At 70.1% G+C, this 18,102-nt stretch carries 11 protein-coding genes; 10 read left to right on the top strand and 1 reads right to left on the bottom strand.

Annotated features, from left to right (window positions below; genetic code table 11):
- Position 1 precedes the first annotated feature (1 nt).
- Positions 2-424 (top strand): SdpI family protein, encoded by a 423-nt coding sequence (locus ACLJQ7_RS07185; protein ID WP_410647342.1) that lies wholly within the window; start codon positions 2-4, stop codon positions 422-424.
- On the opposite strand, the gene ACLJQ7_RS07180 is transcribed toward ACLJQ7_RS07185, so the two are convergent.
- The gene (locus ACLJQ7_RS07180; protein WP_034323973.1) at positions 421-1,002 is read right to left on the bottom strand and encodes a YqgE/AlgH family protein; all 582 of its coding nucleotides are present in this window, start codon (positions 1,000-1,002) and stop codon (positions 421-423) included. The genes ACLJQ7_RS07185 and ACLJQ7_RS07180 overlap by 4 nt on opposite strands.
- Positions 1,003-1,210: 208 nt before the next feature.
- Here ACLJQ7_RS07180 and ACLJQ7_RS07175 point away from each other — a divergent pair, with 208 nt between their 5' ends.
- The 9 genes from ACLJQ7_RS07175 (at position 1,211) to ACLJQ7_RS07135 (ending at position 18,093) form a co-directional block, all read left to right on the top strand.
- Complete coding sequence (locus ACLJQ7_RS07175; RefSeq protein ID WP_410647341.1) at positions 1,211-2,473, top strand: MFS transporter; 1,263 nt, start codon at positions 1,211-1,213, stop codon at positions 2,471-2,473.
- 83 nt (positions 2,474-2,556) lie between these two features.
- Complete coding sequence (locus ACLJQ7_RS07170) at positions 2,557-3,174, top strand: YbaB/EbfC family nucleoid-associated protein (protein ID WP_410647340.1); 618 nt, start codon at positions 2,557-2,559, stop codon at positions 3,172-3,174.
- A complete protein-coding gene (locus ACLJQ7_RS07165) occupies positions 3,174-3,503 on the top strand; it encodes a WXG100 family type VII secretion target (protein WP_340685748.1) in 330 nt (109 codons plus the stop codon). The genes ACLJQ7_RS07170 and ACLJQ7_RS07165 overlap by 1 nt, the downstream gene beginning before the upstream one ends.
- 10 nt (positions 3,504-3,513) lie before the next feature.
- Positions 3,514-10,608, top strand: a complete 7,095-nt coding sequence (locus ACLJQ7_RS07160) for a toxin glutamine deamidase domain-containing protein (protein WP_410647861.1) — start codon at positions 3,514-3,516, stop codon at positions 10,606-10,608.
- The gene (locus tag ACLJQ7_RS07155) at positions 10,605-11,051 is read left to right on the top strand and encodes a hypothetical protein (protein ID WP_410647339.1); all 447 of its coding nucleotides are present in this window, start codon (positions 10,605-10,607) and stop codon (positions 11,049-11,051) included. The genes ACLJQ7_RS07160 and ACLJQ7_RS07155 overlap by 4 nt, the downstream gene beginning before the upstream one ends.
- Before the next feature lie 5 nt (positions 11,052-11,056).
- Entirely contained in the window at positions 11,057-12,526 is a 1,470-nt protein-coding gene (locus tag ACLJQ7_RS07150; protein WP_410647338.1) for a TNT domain-containing protein, read from the top strand.
- Positions 12,527-14,773 carry an ADP-ribosylglycohydrolase family protein gene (locus ACLJQ7_RS07145; protein ID WP_410647337.1) on the top strand — a complete coding sequence of 749 codons (2,247 nt, stop codon included), beginning with the start codon at positions 12,527-12,529 and terminating at the stop codon, positions 14,771-14,773.
- Between the two features lie 112 nt (positions 14,774-14,885).
- Entirely contained in the window at positions 14,886-16,901 is a 2,016-nt protein-coding gene (locus tag ACLJQ7_RS07140; protein ID WP_410647336.1) for a YrhB domain-containing protein, read from the top strand.
- Positions 16,902-16,905: 4 nt separating this feature from the next.
- The gene (locus tag ACLJQ7_RS07135; protein WP_410647335.1) at positions 16,906-18,093 is read left to right on the top strand and encodes an ADP-ribosylglycohydrolase family protein; all 1,188 of its coding nucleotides are present in this window, start codon (positions 16,906-16,908) and stop codon (positions 18,091-18,093) included.
- Positions 18,094-18,102 lie beyond the last annotated feature (9 nt).

Raw genomic sequence — 18,102 nt, 5'->3', positions numbered from 1 at the left:
AGTGTTCGTCATAGCGCTGGTCCCGATCGTGCTGGGTGTCCTCGTCGGCTGGGGTGGGTTCCTCGGCCTGCGCGAGAAGCTGCCGCGTGACCGCGGCGCCGGCGTGCGCACCGCCGCCACGATGCGCAGTGAGGACGCCTTCCGGATCGGTAACAAGGTCGCCGGGGTCCCGACACTGGCGGGCGGCGTGATCGCCGTGCTCGCCGGGATCGCCGCGCTGGTCATGCCGACGACGTTCGGGCTGCTGCTCGCCTCGTTCGTGGGCGTGGCCGGGATGATCGCGCTGGTCGCGGCCGGGGGAGTGCTCGGCAACCGCGCGGCCACGACGGTGCCGGAGCCCGAGCCGGAGCGGCCCGCCGGATGCAGTGGCTGCGCCTGCGGCACCTGCGGCGTCTTCAAGAAGGCCGACACCGCCACCGCCTAATTGCGCTGGAGGTCTCCCGGATGGGTGGCCAGCAGCGCCAGCGGAATGCCCTGACGCCTCAGCACCTGACCCCACAGGTCGTGGTGCGGCGAAGCGAGGACGTCGCTGGGCAGCGCCGGGACGATCACCCAGTCTTCGCGTTCGATCTCGTTCGCCAGCTGGCCGGAGTCCCAGCCCGCGTATCCCGCGAAGACCCGCACACCGCGGACCTTCGGCACCAGGATCTCGGGATCGGTGTCGAGGTCGACCAGCGCGACCGGACCGCGGACGGCGATCACGCCGGGCACGCTCGACGCCGTCTCACCGGTCCGCAGCGCGGCAAGGCACAACGCCGTCTTCTTCTCCACCGGACCGCCGACGAACACCGACTGCGGTTCGGCGACGTGCCCGCCCCAGTTGGGGAGCACGTCGTACACCGGAACGTCACTCGGCCGGTTGAGCACGACGCCGAGCGTTCCCTCGTCCCGGTGATCGATGACGAACACGACGGTCCGCCGGAAGTTGGGATCGAACATCGTGGGGGCGGCGACCAGGAGCGTTCCCGGTTCGACCTCGGCGTCCGCTGGCACGTCCGCCATGATCCCACTTCGAGCGGGGACAAATCGTCCGGCTCCGGGAACAACAGCATCACGAGCACCGTTGGACACAACGGTCGGTGCGCTTTCCGTGTCCCCCGGGCTCACTGAAGAACCGCCTTTGTGGAATACCGTCCGGCTGGAGCCACACTGCGCATAGCCGCCGAGAGGCGACCTCAAAGCGCATCGGCCACCTTTATAGGCTGGTGCCGTGACGACCACCGCCACGGCGCCCACCAGGGCGTTCGTTCGCGACCGTGACTTCCGCCGTCTGCTGTTCACGCGGTTCTCCGCGCACTGGGGCAACGGTATGTACCAGGCCGGGCTGGCCGGAGCCGTCCTCTTCAATCCCGAACGCGCCGCCGACGCGCTCGCCATGGCGGGCGGGTTCGCGGCGTTGCTGCTGCCGTATTCCCTCGTCGGACCGTTCGCGGGCGCGCTGCTCGACCGCTGGGACCGCCGGAAGGTCCTGATCTTCGCGAGCCTTCTGCGGTCCTTCACCATCCTCGCGACGGCCGTCGCCGTGGGCACGGGAGCGGCCGGGATCGGACTGTTCTCCCTGGCTCTGGCGTCCGAAGGCATCTCGCGGTTCATCGGCTCGGGGCTGTCCGCGTCGCTGCCGCACGTCGTCGAAGAGAAATCCGTGGTCGCCGCGAACGCCTTCGCCGCGACGTGGGGTTCGGTGCTCGCCGTCGTCGGTGGCGGCTGCGCGATCGGCCTCCGGGCGCTGACCGGCGCCGACGACGCCGGTTCCGCGTGGGTCACCGCCGTCGCCGCGCTGGGCGGGATCGGCGCCGCCGTGCTGGCCTCGGGGTTCGCGCGCGGGCTGCTCGGGCCGTCGACGGTCGACGAGCCCTCGAACCCGGCGCTCGCCGTCGCCCGAGGCCTGGTGGACGGGGCGAAGGCGGCCTGGCGGACGCCCAGCGTGACGGCCGGGTTCGTCGCGCTGTTCGCCCATCGCGCGTCGTACGGCATCTCGCTGCTGGTCACCGTGCTGCTGATGCGCAACCACTTCGCCGCCGGGATGACGGGGCTGGGCCAGATGGCGGCGTTCGCCGGAGCCGGGATCCTCGTCGCCGGGCTGCTGACCGCCCGGCTGATCAAGCTGTTCGGCAGGGTCCGCGTCGTGGTGGGAGCGCTGGTGCTGGCGGCGGTCGCGCAGTCCGCGCTCGGGCTGCCGATGGCGATTCCCACCGCGTTGCTCGCGGCGTTCCTGGTGACCGGGGCCGGGCAGGTGCTGAAACTCTGCGTCGATTCCTCGGCGCAGCTCGACGTCGCCGACGAAACGCGAGGGCGGGTCTTCGCGCTCTACGACACGCTTTTCAACATCACCCAGGTCGTCGCGGTCTCGCTGGCCGCGACGGTGATCCCGGCCGACGGCCGCTCGCCGGGGCTGCTCGTCACGGCGACCGTCCTCTACCTGGCGGGAGCCGCCGGGCATCTGCTCACCGTGCGAAAACACCAGATCCGGTGATATGGCGCGGGCGTTGGCATTAGGGTGACGCCTACCGACACCGGGTGGCGTATGCCCGGGATCAAGCACTCGCGGGGGCTCAAGTGACGACGGCCGGCGACGACAGCGCGCGCCTCGAAGCGCGCAATGCCGCCATGAAGGACCAGGTCGACACGCTGCTCGAACAGTTCGAGCGCCAGACGGCCCAGCTCCGGGACGCGCAGGAAGCCGCTTCGCAGACGTCGGCGACGGTGGTCTCGCAGGACGGCCTCGTCCGCGCCACCATCGACGCGACCGGCACGCTCGCCAAGCTCGAGATCCAGCCGAACGCCTTCGAGCGCACCAATCCCGCGCAGCTGGCCAACACCGTGCTGACCCTGGTCCGGCAGGGATCGCTGCAGGTCAAGCAGCAGGTCGCCGAGCTGATGGCCCCGATCACCGAAGGTCTGCCGGACCTGTCGGACCTCATCGAAGGCGCGCCTTCACTCCAGGGGCTGATGCCGGCGATCCCCGACTTCCTCGCGGAAGAGGAGGAGACGGCCGCGCCCGCGAAGTCCGACGAAGACTTCGACGCCCCGCTGATGATCAAGGACGACACCACGCCGCCTCCGCCGCCTGCCCCTCCCGTGCCGCCGACGCCGAAACCGGTTCCGAAACGGGTGCGTCCGCAGGACGACGATGAGGAAGAGCCGCCCTCGAGCTGGCTGACCAGGGGGGTTTGATGCCGAACGGTGGGGGTGGCGCCGGATTCACCGCGGATCCGGAAGCGGTGAAGACGGCCGCGGCCAAACTGGGGATCGCGGCGGACCAGTTGGACGAGGCGGGCAAGGAACTGCTGGCCGCGATGAACTCGCTCGGCCAGTGCTGGGGCAACGACGACGCGGGCAAGGAGTTCGCGAAGGACTACGAGCCCGGCGCGCAGGGCTCGTCCGAAGGGTTCGCGAACGTCGTCGAGGCGCTGCGGGGTATGCAGCACAACGTCGAACGGTCGATGACCGCGTTCACGAACGCCGAGGAAGAGATCAAGTCGACGCTGGACAAGAAGGTCTAGCGCCGTGGGTATGGAGATGCCCGACGCGGTCAAATGGCTCTTGCCGATCGTCGTCGGAGAAAGCTGGCCCGAAGGCGACGAGGACAAGCTCCGCGAACTGCGCGACGCCTGGCACAACGCTTCGAAGGCGATTCAGCCGATCGCCGACACCGCGACCAAGGGCGCCACCGAGGTCCTCGGCGGCTGGAGCGGCCAGGGCGCGGAGAAGTTCGCCGAGGCCTGGAAGAAGTTCGTCGAGGGCGACGAGGCGTACTTCAAGTCGCTTGCCGATTCCTCGAAGGCGCTCGGCGACTCGTGCAACGCGACCGCGCTGGACGTCGAGTACACGAAGTACATGATCATCATCTCGCTGGTGATCCTGGCCGCGCAGATCGTCGCGATGATCGCGGCCGCGGCGGTGACGTTCGGCGGGTCGACGGCGGGCATCGCGCCCGCCCAGATCGCCACCCGCATGACCGTCCAGATGATCTTCCGGCAGCTGATGCAGAAGCTCGCGCAGGAAGGCTTCAAGAAGGTCGCGAAGGAACTCCTGGAGAAACTTCTCAAGGAGGGCCTGAAGAAGATCGGCAAGGAGGTCCTGCAGAACACGGCGATGAACCTCGCCATGGACGCGGGCATCCAGGGTCTCCAGATGGCCAAGGGCGACCGCGAGAGCTGGGACTTCAGCAAGACCAAGGATTCCGCGATCAGCGGCGCCGTCGACGGCGTGGTCGGCGCGGGCAGCAGCAGTATCGGCAAGGGCGCCACCAAGGGACTTTCCGACAGCGTCGGCGGCCAGATCGTCGACAGCGCGGCGCGGGGAGCCGTGCGCGGCGCGGCCGAAGGGGTCGCCAGCACGGTCGGGCAGGCCGCCGTCACCGGTGACCTGGACAAGCTTTCGGCCAAGGACGTCCTGATGGGCGCGTCCGGCGGGGCCGTCGGCGGCGGTGTCGACGGGGCGAAGAGCCAGATCGGCGACATCAAGGCCGCGAACACGCCCGGCGCCTCGGCTGGCGACGGTCCGTCCACGCCGGATGTGGATACCGGGGATGCGGGGACGCCTTCGCGTACTCCGGGGTCTTCGGATTCCGGCTCTTCTTCGGACCCGGGCTCTTCTTCGGATTCCGGTTCCTCTTCGCGGTCGGACTCTTCGGCGGATCCGGCGCCTCGGTCCACTTCGGACGGTGATTCGTCGCCGCGGAGTTCGTCCGGATCCGCCGATCCGCAGCCGCGTTCCGAGAGCGGCCCGCAACGGACGGCGGACAGCGACCGGGTCGACCAGTCGTCGACGCAGGCTCCGGACCGTCCGGCCGATGCCCCGGCGAACGCCGGGGACGGTCAGCGTGCGACGCAGACCCACCAGAACGCTCCGGCGGCCGCCGCCGACAACGGTTCCGGTCAGCAGCAGGCCGCGGCGGGTAATCAGCAGCAGGCACCCGGCGCGCAGTCGCAGGCACCGGCCCAGACACCTGCGGCGAGTCCTGCGCAGACACCGGCGGCCAGCCCTGCCCAGACATCGGCGGGCGGTCCGGCGCAGACTCCTGCGGCGAGTTCCGCACCGACGCCCGCTTCGAGCCCCGCGCCGGGCCCGTCCCAGGGGCCGGCACCGAGCCCGGCGTCCAGCCCTTCGCCGGGCCCGTCGCACAGTCCTTCACCGAATCCTTCGCAGTCCAGCGCGATGCCGCCCGCCGCTTCCACGGGCGCGCCGTCGAGTTCGGGCGGGTACGGCATGGCGTCGAACCCGGGTTCGGGCTCGCCCGCTCCGTCGGGTGGCTACGGCATGGCGCCCGGCGGCAACGGGCCCACTCCCGGCGGTGGGTTCCCGCCTCCCGGGCACGATCCGTCCCGGCCGGTCCGGCCGAACGACGGCGTCCAGGCCGCGGGTTTCGCGGGCAACGGCGGGCCCCAGCAGCCGCGGTTCGACCAGCCGCCGGCCCCGATGCCCTTCCAGGGCCAGCAGCCGATGCAGCCGCCGCCTCCGGGTGGTTTCGCGCCGCCGCCTCCGCCGCCTCCCGGTGGTGGTGGTCCCATGCCACCCCGAGGACCGCAGGGTCAGCCCGGTCCGATGGGCCCTCGCCCGCCGCAGCAGCACCCCGGTCAGGGTGGGTATCCGCAGGACCGCGGGCCGCGTCAGCGTCCTCAGCAACCGCCGCAGCCCCCTGGTCCGCAGGGTCCGCCGAGGCCGCCCCAGGGCTATCAGGGCAGGCCTGGACCTGGCCCGAACGGCGGGGTCCCGCCGCGTCCGCAGACACCTCCGCCCGGTCCGCCTCCGGGTAATCGCGGTCCGGCCGGGTATCCGCCGCGGCCCCAGCAGCCCGGCAACGGTCCGTTCCCCGGCAACCGCGGCCCCATGCCGCCGCCACCCGGTCACCACCCCGGTCAGCCGGGGCGTCCGGGGCAGCCCGGCAGGCCGATGCCGCCCGGTGCTGAGCCGCCGCGGTTCGGTGGTCCGCAGCGTCCGCCGCAGGTCCCGGCACCGCGTCCTGGCCACGACCCGAACGCGGGCCCCCAGCAGCGTCCGCCGCAGCAACAGCCGCCGGTGCGGCCGGTGGAGCACGCCCCGCAGCAGGCACCTCAGGACCGCGGCCAGAGCAACCTGCCCAAGGACGCCGAGGTCCCGAAGGACACCGCCGCTCCGAAGGACACCGAGACTCCCAAGGACGTCGCGGCTCCGAAGGACGTCGAAGCTCCCAAGGACACCGACACTCCGAAAGACACCGAGGTTCCGAAAGACACCGAGACCCCCAAGGACGCCGAGGCGCCCCAGGACGTCACGCCCGACGACAAGACCACCGTCGACGAGCCGTACCTGACGGACCCGGACTTCCACACCGACGATCCCGCCGCCTACCGCGCCCTCGCCGAGACGCAGATCGACAAGCGCGGTTTCGACAAGGACACCGGGGAAGCGCGAAGCGAACAGGTCCGCCGCGAGGGTCTCGCCAAACGCGACGCCCACGAAGATCCGCGCGTCAAGGAGATGTCGGATCAGGGCGCCTACGCGGTGCACAGCTACACGCGCACCGACATGGCCGAGCGGATCACGCACGCCCAGCGGCACGGTGGCGCGGAGCTGGAAGCGCTCCGTCCGCATATCGAGGCGATCACCTCCGGCCTCAACGAGATGCCCGCCTACGAGGGCCTCGTCTCGCGGCGGGTGAACTTCAACGGCAACGAGAGCGCGATCCGGGCCTTCCTCGAGGCGCACGCCAGGGGTCAGGTCATCGTCGACCCGCAGATGCTGAGCACGTCGCGGATCACCGCCGACCATCCGCGCAGCACCTTCCCCGGCGAAGTCGAGATGCGCATCCAGTCGAAGACCGGACGCCACATCGAAGACCTCGCCTCGAAGAAGGAAGAACGCGAGGTCCTGATGAAGTCGGCGACGCAGCTGCGCGTCACCGACGTCAAGATGGGCCCGGGACATCCCGAGCACCCGGATTACAAGAAGCGCCTCGACGACGGATCGCCCAACGATCTGCCGAAGTGGATCGTCGAATGCGAAGAGGTCGTCGCCGGTGACGATGGCCACCTGAGCCCGGACGAGGTCCACCAGAAGGTCGCCGAGCGGCGCGACTACAACAACGCCGTGCAGGAGCGGCTGGCGCAGGAAGCCGCCGACCAGGAAGCCCAGCTGCGCCGCGATCACCCGGAGCTGTTCCAGGGCCAGGGCCTCGCGGGGCTCGAAACCAAGCTGGCCGACGGCAAGGGCGGCTGGACCGACGTCACCGACGCCCCGGCCCGGGAACTTCCCAAGCCGCCGAGGGAACACGTTCCCGACGGTGGCTGGTCCGAGCTGGCGAAGCCGCTCGAAGAGGGCGGGACGCCGGTCATCCACGCCGGTTCGACCGAGACACCGCACCAGCAGGTCCGGCTGGTCATGGACGAGATCCCCGCGATCGGCGAGGCCAACACGCGCAACTACTACGCGCCCGAGTCGTGGAAGGACGGCTACCAGACGAACTCGGCCGAGGCGCTGGTCGCGTTCGAGGACCGGATGAACGGCGGCGACTCGGTCGCCACGCCGTCGGCGGGCGGTTCACCGCTGCAGCACGTCAGCGACCGGCTCGGCGGGCAGTGGTCCGATCGGAACGGTTTCGCCGACGTCGCCCGTGAGCTGGGCGAACGCCCGGTCGGCGCGCGGACCGCGGTGGCGTTCGAGCATCACGCCGCCGCCGATCCGAACGCGCCGGAAGGCTCGCCGCGGTCCAAGGACCGGGTCGAGACCCGGATCGTCGCCGCGGTGAACACCCCGCACGGCGTGGTCTTCGCCGACCCGATGACCGGGCGGCTCGCGACGCTGCCCGACGATCCGACGTCGATCAAGGCGATGCCGATGGGCGGCGGCGACGCTCCACACGTCGACAGGGCCCCCGAAACCGAAACCCCGGTCCAGGAGCAGCCGCCGAAGGCCGAACTCGACATCGCCGAACGCCTCAAGGGTCCGGAAGAAACCCCCACGCGAGTCGACGAGAGCTACCTCTCCGACGACGGATTCCGTGGCACGCCGGAGGATCACAAGAGCCTCCGGGACCGCTACGACAGCACCGAACTCGCCGAGCAGGCCCGCGAGAAGGCGCTCAAGCGGCTCGAAGCCAGCCCGCTGAAGGACCGCGTCTCGCCCGAGGCCGCCGAAGCGATCTACTCGTACTCGCGCGAACACGCGTACGCGATCAACGACGCGAACCGCCGGGGCGAAGCGCACCCCGACTTCGAGAACGCCCAGCGCAGCACCCGGGCGATCGTCGGCGCGCTCAACGAACTGCCGGACTTCCACGGCGAGGCCATCCGCGGCATCGACACCAAGGGCGACCTGCGAGCCGCCGCGATCATGGCGGCGCACTACGAACCCGGCCAGACCGTGCCCGAGCCGACGATGACCAGCTCGACCATCAAGACGTCGCCGGACACGAAGTCGAAGTTCGGCGAAGACGTCGAAATCCACATCGTCTCGAAGACGGGCAAGGACGTCTCGTCGCTCGCCGAGAACCCGCGCGAGAACGAGGCCATCAACAAGCCGGCCACGCAGCTTTACGTGCACAGCAAGGAGTTCAAGACTCCGCCGCTGGTCGACCGGCCGAAGTGGGTCATCCACGCCGAAGAAGTCGTTCCTCCCGACCCGCGTTACCTCGACGCCGAAACCGCCAAGCAGAAGATGGACGAGCGGCGCGCCCGGCACGCCGCGGAGGCACCGGAACTCGCACGGCTCGCCCAGGCGCAGTCGATGGCGCGCCTCGGCGGCTTCGACGAGCCGCAGACCCCGCACGTCACCACGGAGAACCCGGCGCAGCACAGCGTCGCGGACGCCGACAAGGGACCCGAGTACGGCGAGCAGCCCGTCACCGACGACACGATCGAGCTGCCCACGCCCGAGCGGGACTACTCGTCGCTCGCGGTCGCGACGAATCCGCCGAGCGAACCGGCGATCCACGCCGGTTCGGCGAGCCCCGCGCAGCAGGCCGCGTACGTCGCCGACCGGCACCCGCGGCTCGGCGAGGTCAACCCGCATTTCAACGACCCCGACGCACTCGCGAACGGTTACCGCTCCAACTGCACCCGTACGCCGGGCGCGTACATGGACCGGTTGAACGGCATCGACTCGACCGCCGACCCGCTGCTCGTGCACGAGATGAACAGCCGCGGCACGCTGGAGCACGTCGAAGAGCGGTTCGGTGGGGAGTTCTCCGACCGCGCCGACTACGACACCGTCATCCGCGAGATGCGGGGGATGCCGACCGATCACCACGCCATCGTGGCGGTGAAGTACCTCGACGAGAACGGCGTCGAACGCGGCCACGTCGCCATGGTGGCGAACACGCGGGACGGCGTCGCGTTCCTCGACCCGCAGTCGGGTGCGCTGATGAACCTGCCGCATCCGCCGCTGGGCGTGAAACTGATGCACGTCGGCGTCCCGGAAGGCCCGTCCGCGCAGCACGCCGACCCGCGGATCGCGTTCGCCAGGGACGACACCCCCGACGTGCCACCGTCGCGGATCGGACCGGACGGCCGTCCGATCGTGGACGCGGGCTACGGCATGGCCCACGACGAGCCGGCCCAGCACAACCGGGCCGACGGCGAGCGGTTCCTGAACGATCCCGAGGTCGCGGCCGCGGTGGACGGGCTGGACCCGGACAAGAAACGGGCCGTCCACGAGGACGAAAACGGGGTCAAGCACGACGTCGGGCCGATGCGGGACTTCATCCGCGAACAGCTGCCCGCGCATCCGGAACTCGTCCGGCTGATGGAGCACCCGGACAACGCGTACCTGCGCGCTTCGCTGCTGAACAACCCGATGACCATCGGCAGCCTGCTGCTGCACCCGGAAGCCATCCCGATCCTCGAAGACGCCCTGCGCGACGTCGAGGAACGCGGCTACCAGATGATCGACGACGTCCGTGAGGACGGCCCCGGCGACACCCCGCTGACGCAGGAGCAGCGGGACCTCGCGAACGCGGCGGCGGACATCGCCGCCGACGTGGCGCCCGGCGATCAGTACCACGCCGGCTTCGATCGCGCGGACAAGGGCGATGCCGCGAAGATCCAGGAGTTCCTGGACGCCGAGCGCGCGGCGTGGCCGCAGAACCAGGGCGACCTCAACCGGATCGCCGAACGGATCGCGGAGGAGAACAACGGCGACGCGTCGGGCAGGCCCGGTCCGAAGGACGACGACCGCGCCAAGGCGAAGATCGCGGGCTACGACGGTGACGCGTCGAAACTGACCGACCTGGTGGGCGTGAAGATCCAGTTCGACACGCTGGCCGACGTCTACAACGCGCTGAACGCGGTGATGGACGATCCGGACCTGGAGATCGTCAGCTTCGACGACCGGTTCGCGATTCCGCAGGACAGCGGGTACCGCGATCTGCAGATGAACGTCCGGCTGCCGAACGGGCACGTCGCCGAACTGCGGCTGCACCTGAAGCACATCGACACCGTGTCGGCCTACGAGCACGCCTTGTACGAGGTCCGCCGCGACTTCCCGACGTACAACCGGACACTGGACGAGAACAACAAGAAGAGGTTGTCCCCGGAACAGGCCCTGCTGGAAGCCGCGTTGATGGACCGGGTCCGGGAGAAGTTCATGGCCGGTCTCCGCAAGGGCCTGCCTCCTGAGGAGAACACGTGAGCCAGACGCCGTCCTTCTACACGTACTTCGGGAAGACCTACCGCGTCGAGCCGACGCCCGACGGGGGCCTGACCGGTTTCCTCCTCGACCTGAGCACCGGCGAGTTCGACGAAAAGCCGGAGCACGTGCGTGAGGTCATGTGGGCGATGGCGAGTTCGGACATCAGCAAGGTGTCCGAAGAGAAATTCGTCCAGGAGACCGAGCGCGCCCGTGCGTACGAACTTAAGGGCGGCGGACCGATCTTCGCGCTCTACGAGACCATCGACGGCTTGTACGCGCAGGCGAAGCGGGAGAACCGCCGCTTGGAACCGCAGGAATCGGCGCTGATCCAGTCGCTGCGCGAACGCACCTTCAAGATGTGGGAGGACGAGCTGGCCCGCCGCGCCGCCGGGGAGCCGCCGACCTTCCGGGCGGAACCACGTTTCCCGAACCGGGCGCGATGATTCACGTGGAACAACTGACTCCCGAACAACAACGCGGGCTGCTGGTCGAAATCGGCAAGCTCATCCGCTCGGGTGCCGCCGACGCGGCCCATCCGGCCGTCGCCGATTTCCGGCAGGCCGGGGAGCACATCGAACTCGAGGGCCACAACTGCACGCCCGCGCCCGAGCTGAACGATCTCTTCGGCAGGCTTCGCACCGGCATGTACGCGACCGGCCGGGGAACCTGGTTGCAGTCGCGGTTCACGCTCAAGCCCGACGGCACCTTCGACTTCGACTTCACCCTCGACGACGAACCGTCGTGGACCGAGCCGCCGGGCACTTCGGCGTATCCGGACGAGCTGGCCGCGTTCCCGCGCGAGGACGAGCACGTCCCGGACTGGTGGCGGCTGCGCGCGCAGCTGCCGTTGCGCGTCGAGTTCCGGCACGCCCGGATCGTCGACGCGTACACCGAGGGCGAGCCACCCGTGGTCGAGAGACCGGAGCTCGACGAGTCCGAAGCTCCGCTGGTCGCGCAGTATCTCGAGCGTGAACCGGCGATCCTCTCCGGCAGCGGGCTCGGCAAGGACATCTTCGATCCGGAAGCCGACGGCGACGTCCCCGAGAGCTACCACACCGACGGCACCTGGATCTGGCACGCGTCCGTACCGCACTACCTGCGGAAATACGGGATCCCGCCGGAGCCGGACCTGGTCGGGCACATCCGGAGCCAGCGGTTCCAGCCGCCGTACGTCGAGCACCTCGTGCGGCGGACCGCGGAAGCGGATCTCCTCGGCAAACCGCGGCCGAAGCCGGGCCGCTCCGACGTCAAGAAGACCGAAGGCGACATCGCCGCGGAACTGGAGACGTCGCCGAACCCGGCGCTGACCGACGAAGAACTCCTGGTCGTGCTGGTCAGCAGGCTCGGCGAGCACGCCGTCTGGCCGGAGGCCTACCGCATCGGCGACCGCGCGGACGGCGCCTGGTGCCTCAACTTCACCGAGAAGGGCTGGGAGGTCGCGGCCTACTCGGGCGGCGTCCCCGTGTCACCGAAGTACTTCGACAAACTCGAAGACGCGTCGCATCAGCTCCTCGGCGCGCTTCTCCTGCATCCGGCGAGGATGACCGCCGGGCACGAGACGCCACTGGAGACGGCGAAGGAACTCGCCGACTGGCCGGTGCAGGCGGCGCCGGGTGAGCCTCCCCTCACCTTGCTCCGCAACAAGCGCCTGAGCCGGATGGTCGCCGGTACGGTCGTACTGCGGTTCGGCGAGGAAACCGGCAATCTGGTTCACCATGGAGGGGTACGGTTCGCCACGACGTCCCTGCCGCTGGAACGGGAGCGCGTCGGTGGGACCTACCGGCTGCGCCGTCCGCTCCACGTGATCATCGGTGTCACCGTCCCGTGGGCGAACATGCCCGGCGGGGCGGTGGCCTACGTGCTCCCGAGGACCATCGCCGAGCACGTGTCCGACGGCAGCCTGGAGAGGATCGAGTAGGTGGAATCGGCGGAAGCGGTAGCCAAGGTCGAAGAGTGGCTGCGCGCGGTCCACGGTCCGGACGTGTCCGAACCGGGCGGCGCCGGCCTGCGCGTCAACCACGAGAAGGTCCTGCGCATCCCCGAGGGCTGGTCGGTCCCCTACAACACGATCGCCTTCCTCGACGAGGGTCACGCCGAGAAGGAGATCTTCCCGCCGCCGTCGGTGATCGTCCGCGAACCGGACGGCGAGCTGCGCCAGGCGCATCCGCAGCCCGGCGGGCTCAGCGTCCCGGTCGCGTTCCCTGGCCAGGAGGCCTGGCGCGAGGTCGTCGACCCCGAGTACGCCAAGGCCGGGCTCGGTGACCTCGGTGTCCCGCCGCCGGTCGTCGCGGGCTGGGTCAAGGTCAACGCGGAAGGCGTGCAGACCGGGGAGGAACGGGAGAACCCCGAGTACAAGGCCGGCCCCGTCCGTCGTGGCTACCCGAAGCCGGAGAACAAGCTCGAAACGCTGCTCTCGTTCGCCAGCGTCGGCTGGCTGACCAGGGAGCAGCTGCTCGTCGGCCTGCTGCGCTGCGAGGTCTACGTCCCGCTCGACCTGGCGTCGGGCAAGACGGAACGGTTCTACTTCAACGAGGAACGCGCCGAGCTGCGGGTGTTCAGCTCCTCCAGGAACCTCCCGACCCGTGAGCACGGGTACTGGAAGGTCGACATCGCCACCCTCGCGAGTTACGAGAGCCCGCCGAACCTGGTGATCAACGGCGGTCCCGCGACGTTCGAGGACGTCGGCGGCGCCGAACTCGCCGAGACCGCGCTCCGGTTCCCGCGCCGCGGCCCCGGCGTCGACGTCAACGAGCGCTGTCCGGAGGCGGACCCGGAGCTGGAGGCGCTCGCCGCCGACACCGCCGCGAAGATGGGCCTGTCCGAACCGGTGAAGCCGCCGCTGGCCGCCGCCGAACGGGCCCGCCGTCGTGGGTTCGAGCTGAGCGTCGAGGAATGCCAGAAGACCGTCCTCGGGCAGTCGTGGCTGGCGCGGCTCCGGCAGCCGGAACCGCCTCGCGGCCGCCCGAACGACCTGCGGGCCAACGGGCTGGCGCCCGCCTACGACAACGAGGGGCAGATCCAGCCGCGTCTGGACACCTTCGGCAAGTACTTCGAGCGAGACCGCTCCAGCTCGCGTTACGGCTGGCAGCGCGTCACGGGCGCGTACGTCGGCTTCGCGCTCGGTGAGGCGCTCGGCGCGGCCGTCGACCGGATGCGGCTCGACGAGATCCACAACACCTACGGCCCCGACGGGGTCACCGATCTGCCGGTCGCGTTCGATCTGCCCGGCCGGATCGGGCCGCTCACCCAGCGGCTGCTGTTCTACACCGAGGCCGTGATCCGCAGCCCGCATCGCGAGCAGCCGGAGAACCGCGACGCCGAAAAGACGCTCGGGACGGTCGCGCGCAACTCGCTGATGCGCTGGCTGCACACCCAGGGCGCGCCGCTGGAAAACGCCGACGGCTGGCTCGTCAAGGTGCCGGAACTCCGCGTCCGCCGCACCCCCGACGACGCCGAACTGAACGCCTACCACGCGCTGGCGACCATCTCGCCGACCGCGATGCCGATGAGCGGCCCGGACGCGCTGGTCACCGCATTGCCGGCGGCGATGACCGCGGCCGGTCCGGGGACCGCGATGAGCGGCGGCGTCCGCCAGGCGGTGCGCGACCTCGTCGCGGTGACCCATCCGGGGGAGGTCGACGTCGAAGCGGCCACCTATCTGACCTGGCTGTTCGAACCCGCGCTGACCTCGGAGGCGTTCAGCTACCCGGTCTGGAACACCTCCCGGGAGATCTTCAGCGACCAGAACCCGCACCAGCGGGGGCCGGTCTGGGCGGATCTCAAGGCGATGGTCGCGGAATCGGTGCCGTTCTTCGGCAAGCACGGCCTGCCCGACCTGCGGGTTCCGGAGCTGATCGGCGACGGCAAGGGCACGCTTTCGGTGCTGGGCCGCGCGTTCGCGGCACTGTCCGGTTTCGAGAACTACCCGGAGCAGGCGCTGCTGCGGGCGGTCAACCACTCGGGCCGCAGCGCGATCACCGGCGCCATCGCCGGCGCCCTGCTCGGCGCCCGCACCGGCATCCCCGGTCTGCCGCAGAAGTGGGTCGAGCAGCTGGAACTGCGCTACCTGGTGGAGAACATCGCCACGGACGCGTTCTGGCATTTCGACCGCCACTCGGCGCTGCACGAGGTCGACGGCTGGGCCCAGCGGTATCCGCGCTGGTGACAGATCCTGGAATGGGGGCGGAGCTGAGATGAAGCCTGGAAAAGCGACCGAAGGCGTGAACCCACTCCGGCCGTAGGCGCGGGTTCACCGACAGGCAATCGGAATGGGGACGATGAACGAAGAGGAAGCCGTCAGCCGCGTCGAGGAGTGGCTGACGGGCCGAGGCGGGGAGGGCACCGGCGCGTTGCGGATCCGCCGCGACTACGTCGTGCGCGCGACCGACGGCTGGAACGTCACCTACAACACCGTCGGCTGGCTCGACGGGACCGACCCCGGCGCCGGTCTGTTCCCCAGCCCGGTCGCCTTCGTGCCGGACGACGGCGGCGAAATCCGCCTCGACCTGGAGCTGATGGCCGTTTCGGCGGCCGGTGGCGACAGTGACGCCTTCACCCGATGGGCCGAGGTCGTCGATCCCGAATTCGACCCGGACGCGGTCCCCGGCCTGCCCGTGCCGAAGGCGGCGATCCTGCGCTGGGAGCAGCACACGCTCTTCGGCGAGCCGACCGGCGCGGTCCGCGTGAACCCGGAGCACCGGCCAGGGCCGCGGTTCTCCGGCCGCCCGGCGCCGGAAAGCCCGGTCGAGACGCTGCTCGGCTACCTCCGCGTCGAGTGGATCACGCCGGAGGAGTTCGTCCACTGGATGCTGGACCTCGACGTCCTCGCCCCGGCCAAGGACGGCCACCTCCAGGTCCGCGACTTCGGTGACGCGGGCGCGCGTTTCGTCGTCTACACCTCCGAGGCGCAGGTGCCGTCGGAGTACACGATGTGGCAGCGAGTCCAGCCCCGCGTGCTGCTGCGGCGGGCCAAGGACAACCCCGGAGTCGGCCTGCTGGTCAACCCGGGACGGCCGGAGACCTTCAACGTCCACCCGGAAACACTGCGGCAGGTCGCCGACCTCGAACTCCCGGCAGGCACCGAACGCCCCGAGTCCGTCGGGCGCCCCGCGTACTTCAGCGGGGAGTACGAAGGCGCCGCCGTCGCGAACCTGCGGAGCCTCGTCGACCAGGCCAGGGACAACGGCTACCCCCTGAGCAGCGACGAGCTCAGCCGCTACGTCCGCGCCGCGACGCTGTCGTTCGAGCGTTCCCGGGCGAAGTACGACGGCCGTCCGCTGCCGGAACTGCCCGAAGACCTGTTCGCGAACGGCCTCGTGACGCACTTCTACGACAACGGCGAACCGCGCCCGAGTGCCTGGACGTTCGGGAAGTTCTACGACCCGACGCTCCCCGTCGGCAGCTTCGCGTACCCGCGGCTACTCGGCGCGTACGTCGGCTTCGCGCTCGGAGACGCACTGGGCTCGGGCGCCGATCCCGCCGCCGGTTTGTCACTCGGCGGGCTGACCCGGCAACTGCTGTTCCACACCGAATCGGTGATCCGCGGCCTGGACCCGACCCCGGACAAACCCGAGATCCCAGCGTCGCTGCCCGCCGGCGGACGCCCGGACGGCTGGGTCGCCAAAGCCACCGAAGGCGCGGGCCCGCCCCCAGCGGAGTTCTCGGCCATGCTGGCGACCGCACTCGCCGCGACGGTGACCGGCGGGGTGCAAGGCCCCGCCGACAGCACCTTCTACGCGATGAAGGTCGTCCGCGAACTGGTCGGATCCGCGGCGGGGCACGAGGTCGTCCACGGCGCCGAACTGCTGGTGAACGTGTTCCGCGCACAGCTCGCCGCCCGGAACGGCGAACCGGCGGTCGCGAACTTCCTCGAAGGCTTCGACGAGTACAGCGGCGAGGTCGGTGAGCTGGTCAAGACCGTGCTCGACCTCCGGAACGACATCGGCGCGAAAGACGTCGAACAGTTCGACAGCATCGGAGACGGCCGGACGCCGCTTTCGGTGCTCGGCCGGGCGCTGTTCGCCGCCGCGAAACGCGGTTACGACGCCGAAGCGGCGCTGGCGCTGGCCGTTCGCGGCGGCCCGGTGACGGCGGCGCTGACCGGGGCGATGGTGGGCGCCAGGCTCACCGTGCCCGGTCTGCCGGAGTCGTGGCTCGCCGCGTACGCCGACCTCGGCGTCGTCGACGCCATGGCGGGCGACGCGTATTACTACTTCAACCGCTTCGGCCTGCCCCGCGAGCCCGAAGAGCGGCGACGCTGGGAAGCGACCCGGTACCCACGAGGAGATCAGTAGAGAAATGCGCGAGTGGCTTCAGGATCCGGCGACCAGGTCGCGGCTGCGCGGCAGCCTGTACGCCGGGGCGCTCGGCGACGCGCTCGGCGCGAAGACCGAGTTCGACTCGATCGACCGCATCCGCGAGATCGCCGGACCGGCCGGGATCACCGGCCTGATCCCGGCGTACGGCGGGCTCGGGCGGATCACCGACGACACCCAGATGACGCTGTTCACCCTGGAAGGCCTGATCAGAGCCCATTTCAGCGGCCGGCGGGAGCAAGGGACCTTTACTACCGGCCGGAGGCAGCAGGGGACCTTTGCTACCGGCCGGAGGCAGCAGGGGACCTTTGCTACCGCTGCTACCGCTCCGCAGGTCGAGCAGTCCTTGCAGCTGGCCTACCAGCGCTGGCTGCACACCCAGGGCGTTTCGTGGGAGCGGGCGCGTGGCCCGGAGAACACGAGCACGGAACCGGACGGCTGGCTGATCACGAACCGTGAGCTGTTCAGCCGTCGCGCGCCCGGCCTCACCTGCTTCAGCGAGCTGGAGGCGTACGGCAAGACCGGCGTACGCGCCGGCATGGACAAGCCGGTCAACAACTCGAAGGGCTGCGGCGGGATCATGCGCGCCGCGCCGGTCGCGTTGTGGTCCGACGACCTGGCCGAGGTGTTCCGGCTCGGCGCGGAGAGCGCGGCGCTGACGCACGGTCACCCGAGCGGGTATCTCTCGTCGGGCGCATTCGCGGTGATCGTGCACGAACTGCTGCGCGGGAAACCGTTGCTCGACGCCGTCACGACCGCCCGTGCCGAACTGGAGAAGTACCCGGGACACGAGGAGCAGAGCGTCGCACTGGACCAGGCTCTCGCCCTGGCCGAGGAAGGGCCGCCGACGCCGGAGAAGCTCGAAACGCTCGGACAGGGGAACATCGGCGAAACCGCGCTCTCCATGTCGGTTTACGTCGCCTTGACCACCACGGACCCGAACGTCGCGCTGCTCGCGTCGGTGAACCACAGCGGCGACAGCGACTCGACGGGTTCGGTCTGCGGGAACCTCGTCGGCGCCATGTACGGCGAGGAAGAGCTCGAGACGAGCTGGCTCGTGGAGCTGGAACTGAGCGAAGTGATCGGACAGCTGGCGGACGACGCGCTCGCGGAGTTCGGCGGGAACGCCCCGGGTGACGACCGGTGGTACGCCCGCTATCCGGCCCACTAGATTTACCCC

The sequence above is a fragment of the Amycolatopsis sp. cmx-4-54 genome, from assembly GCF_046548895.1.
In the GTDB taxonomy this organism is placed as follows: domain Bacteria; phylum Actinomycetota; class Actinomycetes; order Mycobacteriales; family Pseudonocardiaceae; genus Amycolatopsis.
This window is presented reverse-complemented; position numbering and strand designations above follow the sequence as displayed.

What these genes read in the sequence shown, in the direction of transcription:
- ACLJQ7_RS07180 (WP_034323973.1), bottom strand. Translation starts at nt 1,002, where the DNA reads ATGGCGGACGTGCCAGCGGACGCCGAGGTCGAACCGGGAACGCTCCTG.
- ACLJQ7_RS07165 (WP_340685748.1), top strand. Translation starts at nt 3,174, where the DNA reads ATGCCGAACGGTGGGGGTGGCGCCGGATTCACCGCGGATCCGGAAGCG.
- ACLJQ7_RS07160 (WP_410647861.1), top strand. Translation starts at nt 3,514, where the DNA reads ATGGAGATGCCCGACGCGGTCAAATGGCTCTTGCCGATCGTCGTCGGA.
- ACLJQ7_RS07140 (WP_410647336.1), top strand. Translation starts at nt 14,886, where the DNA reads ATGAACGAAGAGGAAGCCGTCAGCCGCGTCGAGGAGTGGCTGACGGGC.
- ACLJQ7_RS07135 (WP_410647335.1), top strand. Translation starts at nt 16,906, where the DNA reads ATGCGCGAGTGGCTTCAGGATCCGGCGACCAGGTCGCGGCTGCGCGGC.